At 68.4% G+C, this 14,398-nt stretch carries 14 protein-coding genes; 2 read left to right on the top strand and 12 right to left on the bottom strand.

Features of this window, described 5'->3' with window-relative positions:
* Positions 1 to 4: 4 nt before the first annotated feature.
* Genes PW734_00215 through PW734_00170 form a run of 10 tightly spaced genes read right to left on the bottom strand, consistent with a single transcriptional unit; the run spans position 5 to position 9,798 of the window.
* A complete protein-coding gene (locus PW734_00215; GenBank protein ID MDE1169627.1) occupies positions 5 to 2,026 on the bottom strand; it encodes a protein-disulfide reductase DsbD family protein in 2,022 nt (673 codons plus the stop codon).
* Positions 2,027 to 2,062: 36 nt separating this feature from the next.
* The gene (locus PW734_00210) at positions 2,063 to 2,671 is read right to left on the bottom strand and encodes an NUDIX hydrolase (GenBank protein ID MDE1169626.1); all 609 of its coding nucleotides are present in this window, start codon (positions 2,669 to 2,671) and stop codon (positions 2,063 to 2,065) included.
* Positions 2,672 to 2,714: 43 nt separating this feature from the next.
* Positions 2,715 to 3,371 (bottom strand): NUDIX domain-containing protein, encoded by a 657-nt coding sequence (locus tag PW734_00205; protein ID MDE1169625.1) that lies wholly within the window; start codon positions 3,369 to 3,371, stop codon positions 2,715 to 2,717.
* Entirely contained in the window at positions 3,352 to 4,479 is a 1,128-nt protein-coding gene (glf, locus tag PW734_00200; protein MDE1169624.1) for a UDP-galactopyranose mutase, read from the bottom strand. The genes PW734_00205 and glf overlap by 20 nt, the downstream gene beginning before the upstream one ends.
* A gap of 13 nt (positions 4,480 to 4,492) precedes the next feature.
* The gene (trxB, locus tag PW734_00195; protein MDE1169623.1) at positions 4,493 to 5,416 is read right to left on the bottom strand and encodes a thioredoxin-disulfide reductase; all 924 of its coding nucleotides are present in this window, start codon (positions 5,414 to 5,416) and stop codon (positions 4,493 to 4,495) included.
* A gap of 19 nt (positions 5,417 to 5,435) precedes the next feature.
* On the bottom strand, positions 5,436 to 6,599 hold the full coding sequence (locus PW734_00190; protein MDE1169622.1) for a pyridoxal phosphate-dependent aminotransferase: 1,164 nt from the start codon (positions 6,597 to 6,599) through the stop codon (positions 5,436 to 5,438).
* 47 nt (positions 6,600 to 6,646) lie between these two features.
* Entirely contained in the window at positions 6,647 to 7,819 is a 1,173-nt protein-coding gene (locus PW734_00185) for a nucleoside-diphosphate kinase (protein ID MDE1169621.1), read from the bottom strand.
* A gap of 42 nt (positions 7,820 to 7,861) precedes the next feature.
* The gene (locus PW734_00180; protein MDE1169620.1) at positions 7,862 to 8,365 is read right to left on the bottom strand and encodes a hypothetical protein; all 504 of its coding nucleotides are present in this window, start codon (positions 8,363 to 8,365) and stop codon (positions 7,862 to 7,864) included.
* 18 nt (positions 8,366 to 8,383) lie between these two features.
* The gene (locus PW734_00175; GenBank protein MDE1169619.1) at positions 8,384 to 9,199 is read right to left on the bottom strand and encodes an ATP-binding cassette domain-containing protein; all 816 of its coding nucleotides are present in this window, start codon (positions 9,197 to 9,199) and stop codon (positions 8,384 to 8,386) included.
* Positions 9,196 to 9,798, bottom strand: coding sequence for a C39 family peptidase (locus tag PW734_00170; protein MDE1169618.1), 603 nt, complete (start codon positions 9,796 to 9,798; stop codon positions 9,196 to 9,198). The genes PW734_00175 and PW734_00170 overlap by 4 nt, the downstream gene beginning before the upstream one ends.
* 62 nt (positions 9,799 to 9,860) lie before the next feature.
* Between PW734_00170 and PW734_00165 the strand changes: the two genes are divergently transcribed.
* Together PW734_00165 and PW734_00160 are read left to right on the top strand one after the other, a co-directional pair.
* Positions 9,861 to 10,412 (top strand): hypothetical protein, encoded by a 552-nt coding sequence (locus tag PW734_00165; GenBank protein MDE1169617.1) that lies wholly within the window; start codon positions 9,861 to 9,863, stop codon positions 10,410 to 10,412.
* 7 nt (positions 10,413 to 10,419) lie between these two features.
* Positions 10,420 to 11,448, top strand: a complete 1,029-nt coding sequence (locus PW734_00160; GenBank protein MDE1169616.1) for an LLM class flavin-dependent oxidoreductase — start codon at positions 10,420 to 10,422, stop codon at positions 11,446 to 11,448.
* On the opposite strand, the gene lepB is transcribed toward PW734_00160, so the two are convergent.
* Together lepB and lepA are read right to left on the bottom strand one after the other, a co-directional pair.
* Positions 11,445 to 12,590 (bottom strand): signal peptidase I, encoded by a 1,146-nt coding sequence (gene lepB, locus PW734_00155; GenBank protein ID MDE1169615.1) that lies wholly within the window; start codon positions 12,588 to 12,590, stop codon positions 11,445 to 11,447. The genes PW734_00160 and lepB overlap by 4 nt on opposite strands.
* On the bottom strand, positions 12,590 to 14,395 hold the full coding sequence (gene lepA / locus PW734_00150; GenBank protein ID MDE1169614.1) for a translation elongation factor 4: 1,806 nt from the start codon (positions 14,393 to 14,395) through the stop codon (positions 12,590 to 12,592). The genes lepB and lepA overlap by 1 nt, the downstream gene beginning before the upstream one ends.
* Positions 14,396 to 14,398: the final 3 nt, after the last annotated feature.

Below are 14,398 nucleotides of genomic sequence, written 5' to 3'. Positions count from 1 at the left end.
TACTTTACCGCGCGGGCAGCGCGTCCAACGCCTTCAGGACAAGGCCCGGCGTGAGGAGCTGGGGCAGCACCCGCGGCTCCTCTCCCGGAACGTAGAGAACGTAGAGCGGCACGCTCTGCCGCCCGAAACCCGCCAGCGCGGCGGTCACCCCCGGGTCGCGGGAGGTCCAGTCCGCCTCCAGGAGCGCGACGCCCTTTTCCTGGAATTTCCGGCGGACGGCGGCGTCTTCCAGCGCGATCCGGCGGTTCACCTGGCAGCTGAGGCACCAGGTGGCGGTGAAGTCGACGAAGACCGGCTTCCCCTCCGCACGCAGCGCGGCCAGGCGGTCCGGGGTGAAATGCTCCCACGCGCCCTGCCCCGATGCGGCGGCGGCCTGCGGCTCCTGCCGCGCCATGGCGACGGTGAGCGCCGCCCCGGCCAGGACGACAGCGGCGATGGAGAGGAAGGCCTTCGCGCCGGGACGTCCCGGCTGGAGGGAGAGCCCGTAGAGCCAGGCTGCCAGGGAAAGGACCAGGAGCGCGGCCAGGAGGAGAAACCCACCGGCCAGGCCGACCTGCGCCGCATCGACCCAGACGAGCCAGAGCGCGGCGGCCAGCATCGGGAAGCCGAGGAACTGCCGCAGCCGCTCCATCCAGGGGCCGGGCTTAGGCACGAAGCGGAGCCACGCCGGATTGGCCGCCAGGACGAGGTAGGGCGCCGCCAGTCCCAGGCCCAGGGAGGTGAAGAGCACCAGCGCCACCCAGGGAGAGGCGGTGAGCGCGACGCCGAGGGCCGAGCCCATGAAAGGCGCCGTGCACGGGCTGGCGACCAGGACGGCCAGCACGCCGCTCCAAAACGCCCCTCCCCGGCCCGACGCGCGCCCGGCCGCGCCGGAGGCCATCAGGCCGACCTCGAAGAGGCCGAAGAGGTTCAGCGCGATGAGGAGGAAAAGCGCCGCCATGAGGATGACGAAGGAAGGCGACTGAAGCTGGAAGCCCCAGCCGATCTTTTCCCCCGTGGCCCGCAGGGCCAGGAGAAGCCCCGCCAGGCCCCAGAAGGAGACGAGGACGCCCAGGGTGAAGAGAAGGCCCTCCCGCTTCCCCGCGCCGGAGCGCGTCAGGGAAAGGACCTTGAGCGCCAGGACCGGCAGCACGCAGGGCATGAGGTTGAGGAGCAGGCCGCCCGCGAACGCGCCGAAAACCAGGAGCCAGGAAAAGCCGGAGGCGGAGGACGGGGCGGGTACCTCCGCGACGCGGAGGGCGACCTGCCAGCCGACGGGCTTGCCCGCCGCCTCGTCGATCCCGGCCAGCAGGCCGTCGACCGTCGCGCCGGGCTTCAGCGCGGGGGCGTTGGCGTCCCGCTTCACCCGCCAGGTGCCGCCGCCGGAGGCGTGGACGGAGAGCTGCGGCGCGGCGTTGTCGATCAGGCCGGAGTCGAACGGCAGGAAGCGGGCGCGGAGCGTGCCGAGGCTCGGCCCGCCGGAAAGCTCGACCACATCGGCGTCGCCCTCCGCCTTCACCGCCGCCGTGCCGGGCCACGGCTGCGGCAGCGCCGCGCGGGCGGCGGCGATGCGGGGGTCCTTCCCCGGCGCGGCGGCCGCAGGGAGCGCGAGCGTGAAGTCGGCCGAGGCCGGGATGCAGGTGTCGGCGGAACATTCCAGCCAGCGGACCGTCGCGTGGAGCGCGCCGGGGCCGGACGCCTTCACCTCGGTGAGGAGCCAGGCCTCTCCCTCATAGCCGTAGCTCATGAGGGGAGGCAGGGAGATCAGCTGCGGCACCGGCCATTCGATCGGCCCGGCGCTCCAACCGGAGGGGAGCTTCCACTCGATCGAGGTGGCCAACCCCGCGTCCCCCGGATTGCGCCAGTAGGTATGCCAGCCGGGAGTCGTCGTAAGCCGCAGAGCGACGGTCCAGGCATCCTTTCCGGCGGGCTCGGCCAGGAGGACGGCCTCGGCATGGCGGGAGTGGCCGGGTTTGGAGGAAATGGCCTGGGCGGAGGCCAGGGTGGAGAGGGAAAGAAAAACCGCAAGGAGGAGGCGGAGCGTCACCCTTTCAGGTTAGAAGAGGCGGGCCCTTAGACAAGGCTACTTCCCGATTTCCCGATCCGTCGATGCCGCCTGGATGAGAGGAGCGCCGCGCCGAAAATCCAAGCCCCGCCAGGCCTCCAGCTCCTCCTCCGGCCTGCGCTTGCCGTCGGCGATCTCGACGCCCTGCGCGATGATCCGGCGGTGGTCGAAGGCGAGCGGCAGGGAAACCGCCCGGGCCAGCGGCACCCATTTGGCCTGCGCGGCGTCGTCGGCCCCTTCGGGCTCCGGCAACGGCGTGTCGCCGATGTCGAGGACGTAGGCGGTGCTTTTCGACCACGCCTCGGCATTGTCGCGCGGATCGCGACCTCCTCCCTCGAAGACGCCGATCCGCTTCAGGCCGCCTTCGATCCGGCTCACGTCGAGGCGGGTCTCCTCCTTGGTTTCCCGGACGGCGGCCTGGCGGGGCGTTTCCAGGCCGGGCTTCCAGGGCTCGCCCCGCGCGGCGTCGGTCTCGACGAAGCCGCCGGGCAAGGCCCATTTGCCGGGCTCGGCGGGAGAGTTTTCCGAGCGCTGGACCAGGAGGATTTCGCGGCCTTGCGCGCCGTTCCGCAGGAGGACCAGGTCGGCGGTCAGATTAGGTCCCGGATGCCGGTAGGGTTGGCCCATGAACGAAGCAAAGCAAAGGCCGTGCCTAGGTCGTGTTCACGACCTAGCGTTCCCGCACCGGCTGCCGCCCCTCGTCCCCCGGAAGAGGGCCGCTGCGGCGGAAGGCCAGCCCCTTGAACAGCTCGCCCCGGTCGTCGCAGGCGGGAAGGAAGCCGGAAGCGACGGCGACGCCCCGGGCGATGATCGCGGCGTGGTCGAAACCCAGCTCCCGCCCGGAAAGGAGAGCCAGGGGGACCCATTCCACCCCGTCCGTCTCCTCCTGGACGGCGGGTTCCGGCAAGGGATGGGAGCCGATGTCGAGGACGTAGGAAACGTTCTTCCCCCACGCCTCGGCGTTGTCGCGCGGGTCGCGGCCGTCCCCTTCGAAGATGCCGACGCAACGGAGGCGCTCGATCCAGGCGGAGACGTCGAGGCTGGTTTCCTCCCGCGTCTCGCGGACGGCCCCCTGGCGGGCGGTTTCGCGGCCCGGCTTCCAGGGATGGCCCCGGGCGGCGTCGCTTTCCATGAAGCCGCCGGGAAGCGCCCATTTCCCGGCCTCGGCGGGAGCGGTCGGGGCGCGGTGGACGAGGAGGACTTCCTTCCCCCGGGCGCCGTCCCGCAGGAGGACGAGGTCGGCGCTGGGGTTGACGCCCCGGAACCAGTAGGGCTGCGCGGGAGAGCCCCAGTAGGAGGAGCCCTTCTCAGGAGGCAGGTGGGACATGGGGGAACTTCGCCTTCAGTTTCTCGAACTCGGTCAAGGCCTGGGCGACGACCTGGTCCATGTTGTAGTAGCGGTAGCTGGCCAGCCGCCCGACGAAGCTGACGTCCTTCTCCTGCGCGGCCAGCTCGGCGTAGCGCCGGTAGATCGCCTGCGCGTCGGGCGCGGGGATGGGGTAGTAAGGCTCCTTGCCCGGGCCATAGTCGTCCGGGTATTCGCGGACGATGGTGGTCACCGGGCTCTTCTGCCCGGTGGCGTGCTTGATTTCGACGATGCGGGTGTAGTCGTGGTCGTTGGGGTAGTTGACCTGCATCGCGGGCTGGAACTGCTCCTGCGGCAGGGTCTCCGGCTCGAAGCGCAGGGAGCGGTACGGGAGCGGGCCGAAGCGGAAGCCGTAATACTCGTCGATGGCGCCGGTGTAGACCAGGTGGCGGTGGGTGGAGCCGGGCAGGAGATCCCGGTAGTCGGTGTGGAGGCGGACCTCGATGTTCGGATGGCTGAGCATCCGCTCGAAGAGCCTGGTGTAGCCCTCCTTCGGCAGGGCCTGGAATTTTTCCGAGAGGTAGCGGTCGTCCCGGTTGGTGCGGACGGGGATGCGGCCGCAGACGCTGGCGTCGAGGTCCTTCGGCTCCCGCCGCCACTGCTTGCGCGTGTAGTTGCGGAAGAATTTCTCGTACAGCTCCCAACCGACCTGGGAGACGATGACTTCCTCCGAATTGGCGGGCTTTTCGATGGGGACCCGCTTTTCCGCCAGCCAGGCCTCCATTTCCTCCGTGGTGGAGGGGCGGCCGATGAGCTGCTCGAAGGTGTTGAGGTTGATCGGGAATTGCCAGTAGCGCCCGTCGCTCCAGGAGAGGATCTTGTATTCGACGGGGTGCCACTCCGTGAACTGGGAGAGGTAGTCGACGAGGTGCGGCGCGTTGGTGCGGAAGTAGTGGGGGCCGTAGACGTGGAGGAGGATCCCCGCGGCGTCCGGGGCGTCGTGGGCGTTGCCGCCGATGTGGCCGCGCCGGTCGGCGACGACGACGCGCAGCCCGCACTGGCTGGCCAGGCGTTCCGCCAGCACCGCCCCCGCGAAGCCGCAGCCGGCGATGAGGACGTCGCACTTCATGGCGAAAACCGGCCTAGGGAAGCCCGGCGAGATAGCGCTCCGCGTCGATGGCGGCGGCGCACCCCATGCCCGCGGCGGTGATGGCCTGGCGGTAGACCGGATCGGCGCAGTCGCCCGCGGCGAAGACGCCGGGGACGTTGGTCCGGCTGCCCTGGCCCAGGCGGACGTAGCCGCCCTCGTCCAGGTCGATCTGGCCTTCGAAGACGGCGGTGTTCGGCCGGTGGCCGACGGCGACGAAGACGCCCGCGCAGGCCAGCTCGCGGGTCTGGCCGGAGAGGTCGCGCAGGACGACGCCGGAAACCTTGCCGCCCTCGCCCAGGACGCGCTCCACCTCGGTGTTCCAGACGGGCTTGATCTTGGGGTTGGAGAGGGCGCGCTCCGCCATGATGGGGGAGGCGCGCAGCTTGTCCCGGCGGTGGACGAGGTAAACCTCCGAGCCGAAGCGGGTCAGGTAGAGGGCTTCCTCGCAGGCGGAGTCGCCGCCGCCGACGACGACCAGGGGCTTGTCCCGGAAGATGGGGAGCGCGCCGTCGCAGGTGGCGCAGTAGGTGACGCCTTTGTTCTCCAGCTCGTGCTCGCCGGGGACACCCAGGTGCTTGTGCCCGGCGCCGACGGCGATGATGACGGCGCGGGCCAGGACTTCCTCCCCGTCCACGGTGAGGCGGAAGGGCTGGGCGGAGAAGTCGACCTTCTCCACCTTGGTGAGGTAGCGGACCTGGGTGCCGAAGCGCTTGGCCTGGGCCTGCATGGCCTCCATGAGGGCGCTGCCGTCGATCCCCTCGGCGAAGCCGGGGTAGTTCTCGACGATGGTCGTGGTGGTGAGGAGCCCGCCGGGCTGCTCGCCGGTGACCAGGAGCGGCTTCAGGTTGGCCCGCGCGGCGTAGACGGCGGCCGTCCACCCCGCGCAGCCGGAGCCGATGATGACCAGGTTTTCCACGGAGAGACTCCGGGAAGGGTTAGAGGGTCGCCACGAACTCGGCGATCCGCTTCAGGCCCTTCTCGATGTTCTCGCGGCTGGTGGCGTAGGAGAGGCGGACGGTCTCGTCATCGCCGAAGGCGATGCCCGGGACGACGGCGACCTTCTGCTTTTCCAGCAGGCGCTCGGCGAAGGCGGTGGAGCTCAGGCCGGTGCCGGAGATGTTGAAGAGGGCGTAGAAGGCGCCCTGCGGGGTGACGCAGCTGACCTTGCCCAGCTTGGAGGCGGCCTCGACGACCATCTTCCGGCGCACGTCGTACTCCGTGACCATCTGCGCGACGCAGTCCTGCGGCCCCTTGTAGGCGGCCAGGGCGCCCTTTTGGGCGAAGGAGGTGGTGTTCGAGGTGGTCTGGCTCTGGAGGGAGTCGATCGCCTTGGCGGCCCACTCGGGGGCGGCGACGTAGCCCAGGCGCCAGCCGGTCATCGCGTAGGGCTTGCTGAAGCCGTTGACGGTGAAGGTCAGGTCGTAGACTTCCTTGCTCAGGGAGGCGATGCTGAAGTGCTTGGCCCCGTCATAGACGAGTTTCTCGTAGATCTCGTCGGAAAGGATGAGGATGTCCTCCGCCAGGGCGATTTCCGCCAGGGCGGCCAGCTCGTCGCGGGTGTAGACGGCGCCGGTGGGGTTGCCGGGGCTGTTGAGGATGATGAGGCGGGTCTTGGGGGTCATGGCCGCCTCGAACTGCTCCGGGGTGATCTTGTAGCCGCTTTCGGCGGTGGTCTGGACGACGACGGGGCTGCCGCCGGCGATCTTCACCATTTCCGGGTAGCTCAGCCAGTAGGGGGCGGGGATGATGACCTCGTCCTCCGGCTCGATGGCGGCCAGGATGGCGTTGAAACAGGCGTGCTTGGCGCCGCAGGTGACGACGATCTGGGAGGGCTTGTAGTCCAGGTTGTTGTCGGCCTTGAGCTTCTCGCTGATGGCGGTGCGCAGCTCCGGGATGCCGGAGGAGGGAGTGTATTTGGTGAAGCCCGCGTCCAAGGAGCCCATGGCCGCCGCCTTGATGTGGTCGGGGGTGTCGAAATCGGGCTCACCGGCGCCGAAGTTGATGACGTCGATGCCCTCGGCCTTCATGGCCTTGGCCTTGCTGTCGATGGACAGGGTCAGGGAGGGGGTGATTTTGCGCAGACGGGAGGCGGCTTCCATAATCATTACGATGGGGTCTTTGGGTTTCTAAAATTGAGCCGTCCAGCTTACGAGCCGTACGCCTCGTCGATCAATGCTTTAAAATTATTTTCCTGGATGCGGACGATTTCCATCTCCCGCCGGGCGTTTTCCGCCGAGTCGGAGGCGTGGGCGGCGTTGACCATGATGGTCTGGCCGAACTCCCGCCGGATGGAGCCCGGAGGGGCCTTGGAGGGGTCGGTGGGCCCCAGGACCTCGCGGATCTTTTTCACGGCGTCGATCCCCTCGTAGATGAGGACGATGCACTTCTCGCTGCCGGGCTCCTTCTTTTCCGCCGCGGTGGCGCAGTCCCGCGGGGCGCGCCCGGCCATGAACTTGACGATGGTCTGGAAGCGGTCCTCCCCGGCCAGGGGGCCCAGGATCTCCCCGAGCTGCTTGAGCGTCTCCGGCCCGACGGAGAAGGAGAGGGCCGATTCCAACAATTCCTTGGCCCGCTGGGCGGTGGGCTCCCGCAGCTGGTTGAGCAGGGTCTGGCGGACGGGGCCGTAGAATTCCTCCGCCTGCTCCACGGACATGCGGTGGACTTTCACCCCGGCGATGTAGAGACCGGCGCGGGAGAAGAGGTCCATGACGTTGCCCGGGCGGCCGCTGGGGAAGCGGAAGTTGTCCGGCTTGATGATGACCAGGGTGCGCTGGTGGCCGGGCTGGCCGGCGGTGGGGGTGGCGTTTTCCAGCAGGGGGCCCTTGGCGGCGACGTGCTTGGCCATGAGGCGGAGCTGCTTTTGGGCGTCCTCCGCCGTGGGGGCGACGAGGACGGCGGGCTCGAAGTAGCGGAGGGTGCCGTCCGGGTTGGCGATGAGGTCGCCGTAGGTGTCGCGGATGGTTTCCCCGCCCTGGCCGCTCTTCCCCCGCAGGCTGCCGACGGCTTCCAGGGTCTTGCGGACGGCGTCCTCTCCCTCGAAGAGGAGGACCATGATCCGGTTCGGCCGGCCGGAGGCGTCCGGCGCGTAGTTGCGCTTCACGTAGTCCCGGATCTGCTCCTGGTAGGCCCGGCGGGCGGGGTCCTTGTCGGTGACGATCGTTTCGGCGTAGGCGTCGACGAAGGCCTGGTCCGGGGCGATCATGACGGCGCCCACCAGGTCGAGGGCGGTCCGGGTCAGCAGCCGGGAAAGGATGCCGCCCGTACGGGACTTATAGATCGTGTAGGGGTTGACCGCCACGTAGGTGAGTTCGCGTGCCATAAAAAGGCACGAGTCTAGGAATAGCTAAAAGGCCGTCAACCGCTATTCCCGGGAGGAACAGGCGACGCGGGCTTCCCCGCGTCCTTCTCCCTGGGGCAGGGCGATGTGAACGGGCCGCCGCAGGTCGCAGGCGGAGATATCCAGGCCCCTCTTGGCCGCCGCCTCCCCATCCCGGCTGAAAGCCAAGGGGCGGGGCGGATGGGGATCGTACGTGACGGGATACCAAAAGGGGCGGTTGAGGAAGTTGTCGGGAAAGGCAAGGGCGGGCGGCGGCTCTTCGACGGCCAGGGGCCCCTTCAGCGTGCAGCCGATGGTGAGATTACGGCCGTCCTGCGGCAGGGTGACGACGACAGGCCGCTCGGCGGAGCAATGGGCCGCGCCGTATTCGGGAAGGCCTTGCAGGTTGCCATCGGTGTCCAGGAAGCCGGCCCACTGGCCCCGGGGCTCCACGGGGGGGCGCCAGGAGGAAGGGATCGAAGCCTGGACGGGAAGGGAGAGCGCCGCGGCCACTCCCCATGCTCCCAAACCCTTGAGCGTCGTTCTCACTCTAGTTAATTCGGCTATTTAGAAGGCGAAGTGCGGGGTTTTTGCCTTCCCCGTCAAAGCGAAGGCGTAACGCCCCCCGCGCCGGCCGATCCGGCACGGCGCGCCGAAGGCGGCGGAGAGGACCCGGGAGGTCATGACGGAGCCGATCTTCCCGGAGGCCAGGGCCTTCCCCTGCCGCAGGACGAGGCCGTGTGTAAAGCCGGGGACGATTTCCTCCACATGGTGCGTGACCAGGACCAGGCCGGGGCCGCCGCGCGCCTTGGTGAAGCGGGCGAGGAAGCCGAGAAACTCCTCCCGCGCCACCGGGTCGAGGCCCGCGCAGGGCTCGTCCAGGATGAGGATCTTGAGGGAGGACATCATGGCCCGCGCGATGAGGACCCGCTGCCGTTCTCCCTGGGAAAGCTGCCACCACGGGCGGGCGGCCAGGTGCGCCCCGTCCACCTGCCGGAGCCGCCGCAGCGCCTGGCGGCGCAGCGCGGGGGTCAGCTTCCCCCAGAAATTGAGGACGGCGTCCCGCCCGCTGGCGACCATCTCCAGCGCGGTTTCCTCCGGCTCGATCCGCTTTTGGATGCCCGCGCTGACCAGGCCCACGGCCTGCCGCAAGACGCGCCAATCGGCCGCGCCGTAGCGCTTGCCCAGCAGCTCAATCTCCCCCGCGCTGGGCGTCAGGTAGCCGGTCAGGGCGCTAAGGAGGGAGGTCTTGCCGGAGCCGTTGGCGCCCAAAAGCACCCAGTGCTCGCCGGGCCGGATCGTCCAGTCGATATCTTTCAGAATGGCGCGGTCCCGCTCCACGGAGAGCCCTTGGACGGAGACGAGGGGGGGCTTCGCTTTCATAGGCGGCGATAGGCGCGCAGGGCGTAAATTTGCGAGCCGATCTGGCGCAGCGGGTAGAACCCTTTCGACGCGCCCGCGCCCGGATCGCAGATGAGGTAGTCCCAGCCTTCCTTCCCCATGATGACGACGAAGTGGGTGCGCCCGCTCCGCAGCTTGAGCCGGACGATGACCGGGACGCCCCGCATCAGGCTGGAGTCGATGAGGTAGTAGGAGGCATCGTCCTCATAGGACTTTTCCGCCACGCCGGGCTGGAAGGCGGCCGCCTTCTCCCAGATCAGCCACCCCTCCGGCGTGTAGCCGCCGTGGGTGTTCAGGAATTGGTTGAGGGTCTGCGGAGTCAGCGCGACGCCGTAGGAGGCCAGGATGGCGGCGGCGGAGGTGACGGCGCACCCCTGCGCGCCCAGGGTGTCCCCGCGCCGGCCGATGAGGTCCCGCCCCCAGCGGGGATCGTTCTGGCGGAAGGGGATGACGCCCAGGTGGACCGGCCGCCAGAAATAAAGGCCGCCGGACGGGGCCAGCGGACGCTTGCAAAACCAATAGGCCTCTCCCAGGCCGAGGAGGAGCAGGGCCAGGCAAAGGGCGACGATCGTGCGGATCACGCCGCCATAATGTAACAGGCGGGGTACTGGCGCATCCTCTTTTTTCGGTTAAGATACGGGCCATGCGCCTTTTCCTCCTGGCCCTGCTCACGGTTCTGACCCTCTCCTCCGTCCGGGCGGAAGCCCCCGTCCGCGCCGGATTCACCCGCGCCGAAAAACTGAGCGACGGCTACGCCCTTCTCCTAAACCTCTGCAACGAGGACAAGAACGCCGACGGCATCTTCCTCTTCAAGACCGCCCTGCCGGAGACAAAGGAAACCATCAAGCGCCTGGCCGCGCTCTACAAGCAAATCGCCAAAGAGCTGGAAGCCTGGGACAAGCAGGACGAGTCGCTCGACCTGAAAAACCGCCATCTGCCCGCCGTGGAGGCGGAGGCCCGCAAGGAAATCAGCGCCGCGCACGCCAAGGAAATCTTCGCCGCCAAGACGCCCGCCTTCGACAAGCTCTACCTGACCCTCCAGTGGCAGTCCCTCTACTACGGCATGAACCTGGCGAAGTCCCTGGAAAAGCTGGAGACCAACCCCGAACGCCGCCGCGCCCTGGCCGAGTGGCTAAAGGAATTCGACCGCCTGCGGTCGGAAGTCAGCCGGATGATCCCCCTCCCCACCGAATAAGGCGCGGATGGAAATCGGCTTGGACAGTTTCGTCGCCACGCTGGCCGATCCGGTCAGCGGCGCCCTGGTCGACCCCGTCGTGCGGCTGCAAAACCTTTTGGAAGAGGTCGCGCGGGCCGACCAGGCGGGCCTGGACGTCTTCGGCATCGGGGAGCATCACCGGCCCGAGTTCCTCGACTCCGCGCCCGCCGTCCTCCTGGCGGCGGCCGCCGCGCGGACGCGGCGCATCCGGCTCTGCAGCGCCGTCACCGTCCTCTCCGCGCACGATCCGGTGCGGGTCTTCCAGGACTTCGCCACCCTGGACCTGCTGTCCAACGGGCGGGCGGAGATCGTCGCCGGGCGCGGCTCCTTCGTGGAGGCCTACCCCCTTTTCGGCCTCGATCTGGACGATTACGACTCCCTCTTCGCCGAGAAGCTCGACCTCCTTTTAAAGCTCCGCGCGCAGCCGGAAATTACCTGGTCCGGGCGGCACCGCCCTCCCCTCACCGGCCAGAGCGTCCATCCCCGGCCAAAGCAGGACCTGCTGCCGGTCTGGGTCGGCGTCGGCGGCACGCCCGCCTCCTTCGTCCGCGCGGGGACGCTGGGGCTGCCGCTCATGGTGGCCATCATCGGCGGGGAGCCCCACCGGTTCCGCCCGCTCGTCGACCTCTACCGGCAGGCCGGCGCCAAGGCCGGGCACCCGCCGGAAAAGCTGAAGGTGGGCATCCACGTGCTCGGCTACTTTGCCGAGACGGCCAAGCAGGCCGCCGACGACTTCTTCCCCGGCTACGCGCGGATGTTCGGCCAGATCGGCAAGGAACGCGGCTGGGGGCCGATCACCCGCGCCCATTACGACGCGCTGCTGGGGCCCACCGGCGCCCTCTTCATCGGGGAGCCGGAAGCGATGGCGGAAAAGATCCTCTCCCGGAGCGAGGCGCTGGGCGGCGTGGACCGGATCACGATCCAGATGAGCCCCGGCACCCTGCCGCACGCCAAGGCGCTGCGCGCCATCGGGCTGTTGGGAGAGAAAGTCGCCCCGCTGGTCCGCAAAGGCTAACGAATAAAGCCCCACCGGGGGCCGAAGGGCCAGTAGACGAAGACTCCCGTGCCGACCAGGTTCGGCCGCGGCACGGCTCCCCAGTAGCGGCTGTCCAGGCTGTTGTAGCTGTTGTCCCCCATCGCCCAGAAGGAATCGGGCTCGATGCGGTAAGTTTCCTCCGGCGTGGCCAGGAAGTTCTGCCCGCGCAGCTGGCCGTAGCCCTGGTAGCCGTGTTCCGCCGCCTCCACGCGGCGCATGGCGGCGTTGACCCCCTCCGTGCGGGAACCGTTGATTTCCAGGTAGGGCGGGATCAGCCGCAGACTGTCGCCCGGAACGCCGACGCAGCGCTTGATGTAATACTCGGAAGTGAAGATGCCGCGCTGGCGCAGCCCCGCCTCGATCCCCTCGATGCCGTTGGTGCGGAAAACGAAGACCTCCCCGCGATGGGGCAGGCGGAAGTTGTAGGCCAGCTTGTTGACCAGGACCTGATCCCCCGCCTCGTTCACGTAATGGACGACTTCCTGGGGCGGCGCGAAGCGCTGGCCCAGGCGCAGGCCCAGGCGGGAATAGAGGGCCTCCCGGCTGACCCAGACGCGGGCGGTCTCCCCGGTGTCGAAAGAGAGGTCGGTGTATTCAAACCACGGCGGGATGCTGCCGCCCCGCATGCCGGTAAGGGTCACGGGGTGGTCGAAGCGGACGGCGCCGTAGCTGCGGCCGAAGACGACCTGCCGGAAGATCCGCACCGGCAGGGAGGGCGGCGGCTCCGTGGCGGCGGCCGTCTGGATGCCGTAGAGGGTCGGCTTCATCGAGTCGGTCGGGATCTTGAAGGGCTGCAGGAAGTAGGCGCGCAGGGCCAGGGCGGCCACGATGGCGACGAAGACGACTTCCAGGTTCTCCCGCCAAACGTCGCCGGGGCGGGCGGGGAAAAGGGCGGCGGCCAGGCGGTCCCCCTCCGGCAGGAGGGCTTCCAGGCGGGGGGCGTCCTTCGCGTTCACGGCGGCGGCCAGGCGTTTCTCCAAGGAGAGGGCCTCCTCCCGCTGGGCGGGGGCGAGCAGGTCGCTGCGGTAGAGCCGGTGCTTGCGGAAGGCGGCGAGGAATTCCTCCCCTTGGGCACGCAGGCGGCGGGCGTGCCGCGCCCGGCGGGAGAAGAAGCCCTTCATCACGACTCCACGTCGGTCTTGAGGACGGCGATGAAGGCCTCCTGCGGGATGTCGACCTTGCCGAAGGATTTCATCCGCTTCTTGCCTTCCTTCTGCTTTTCCAAAAGCTTGCGCTTGCGGGTGATGTCGCCGCCGTAGCACTTCGCCGTGACGTTCTTGCCCAGGGAGCCGACGTCCTCGCGCGCGACGATCTTTCCGCCGATGGCGGCCTGGATGGCGATGCGGAAGAGGTGCGGCGGGATGACCTCCTTCAGCCGCCCGGCGATCTGACGGCCGCGGCCGGGAGCCTTTTCCCGGTCCACGATGGAGGAGAAGGCGTCGACCGGCTCGCCGTTGACCAGCATGTCCAGCTTCACCAGGTCCCCCGCGCGGTAGGGGGAGGCCTCGTAGTCCATGGAGCCGTAGCCGCGGGTGATCGACTTGATGCGGTCGTTGAAGTCGACGAGGATTTCCGAGAGCGGCAGGTCGCAGCGGAGCATGACGCGCTTGCTGTCGACCGACTCGGTGTGCTCGCACTGCCCCCGTTTTTCCATGATCAGCTGAAGGATGTCCCCGATGTTCTCGTTGGGGATCATGATGAAGGCCTTCACCATGGGCTCCCGGATCTCGTCGATCACGGAGGGGTCGGGCATCTTGATGGGGTTGTCGACCTCGATCTCCTCCCCGTTGGTCAGGCGGATCTGGTAGATGACGCTGGGATAGGTGGCGATGATGTCCATCCCGTATTCCCGGCGCAGGCGCTCCTGGACGATCTCCATGTGCAGCAGGCCCAGGAAGCCGCAGCGGAAGCCGGAGCCCAGCGCCACGCTGCTCTCCGCCGTGTAGAGAAGGGCGGCGTCGTTGATCTGGAGCTTGGCCAGGGCGACTTTCAGCTGCTCGTAGTCGGCGGTGTTGATCGGGTAGATGCCGCTGAAGACCATCGGCGTGATCTGCTTGAAGCCGGGGAGCGGCTCCTTCGCCGGGGCGATGGCGGTGGTGATGGTGTCGCCGATCTTCACCTCCGTGGGGCTCTTGATGTTGGCGATCAGGTAGCCGGTGTAGCCGGGCAAAAGCTTCTCCACGCGGGTCATCTTGGGCGTGAAGATGCCGACCTCCTTGACCTCGTAGGTCTTGTTGGTGGCCATGAGGTAGATCTGCGTGCCCGCCTTCAGCTCCCCGGAGAAGACGCGGACGTAGGTGACGACGCCGCGGTAGGTGTCGAAGAGGGAGTCGAACACGAGGGCGCGCAGGGTCTCGTCCGGCTGGGGAGTCGGGGGCGGGATGCGGGCGACGACCGCCTCCAGGATGTCGGTGATGCCCAGGCCCGCCTTGGCGCTGCAGGGGATCGACTCTTCCGCCGGGATGGCCAGGAGGTCCTCCACCTGCCGCTGGACGGAGGGGACGTCGGCGCTGGGCAGGTCGATCTTGTTGATGACGGGGATGAGGGTCAGGTTCTGCTTGGTGGCCAGGTGGACGTTGGCCACCGTCTGCGCCTCGACGCCCTGGGCGGCGTCAATGACCAGGAGCGCGCCGTCGCACGCGGAGAGGCTGCGGGAAACCTCGTAGGAAAAATCGACGTGGCCGGGGGTGTCGATGAGGTTGAGGCGGTAGGTTTTCCCGTCCTTGGCCTTGTAGCTCATGGTGACGGGGTGGGCCTTGATGGTGATGCCCCGCTCCCGCTCCAGGTCCATGGAGTCCAGGAGCTGGTTCTGCATCTCCCGCTCGGAGATGGTGTCGGTGGCCTGCAGCAGCCGGTCGGAGAGGGTCGTCTTCCCGTGGTCGATGTGGGCGATGATGCAAAAATTGCGGATGAGTTCTCTGTCCATGGT

The organism is Verrucomicrobium sp. (genome assembly GCA_028283855.1).
Classification (GTDB): Bacteria; Verrucomicrobiota; Verrucomicrobiia; order Methylacidiphilales; family GAS474; genus GAS474.
This window is presented reverse-complemented; position numbering and strand designations above follow the sequence as displayed.

What these genes read in the sequence shown, in the direction of transcription:
- PW734_00210 (MDE1169626.1), bottom strand. Translation starts at nt 2,671, where the DNA reads ATGGGCCAACCCTACCGGCATCCGGGACCTAATCTGACCGCCGACCTG.
- PW734_00205 (MDE1169625.1), bottom strand. Translation starts at nt 3,371, where the DNA reads ATGTCCCACCTGCCTCCTGAGAAGGGCTCCTCCTACTGGGGCTCTCCC.
- glf (MDE1169624.1), bottom strand. Translation starts at nt 4,479, where the DNA reads ATGAAGTGCGACGTCCTCATCGCCGGCTGCGGCTTCGCGGGGGCGGTG.
- PW734_00190 (MDE1169622.1), bottom strand. Translation starts at nt 6,599, where the DNA reads ATGGAAGCCGCCTCCCGTCTGCGCAAAATCACCCCCTCCCTGACCCTG.
- PW734_00185 (MDE1169621.1), bottom strand. Translation starts at nt 7,819, where the DNA reads ATGGCACGCGAACTCACCTACGTGGCGGTCAACCCCTACACGATCTAT.
- PW734_00175 (MDE1169619.1), bottom strand. Translation starts at nt 9,199, where the DNA reads ATGAAAGCGAAGCCCCCCCTCGTCTCCGTCCAAGGGCTCTCCGTGGAG.
- PW734_00165 (MDE1169617.1), top strand. Translation starts at nt 9,861, where the DNA reads ATGCGCCTTTTCCTCCTGGCCCTGCTCACGGTTCTGACCCTCTCCTCC.
- PW734_00160 (MDE1169616.1), top strand. Translation starts at nt 10,420, where the DNA reads ATGGAAATCGGCTTGGACAGTTTCGTCGCCACGCTGGCCGATCCGGTC.
- lepB (MDE1169615.1), bottom strand. Translation starts at nt 12,590, where the DNA reads ATGAAGGGCTTCTTCTCCCGCCGGGCGCGGCACGCCCGCCGCCTGCGT.
- lepA (MDE1169614.1), bottom strand. Translation starts at nt 14,395, where the DNA reads ATGGACAGAGAACTCATCCGCAATTTTTGCATCATCGCCCACATCGAC.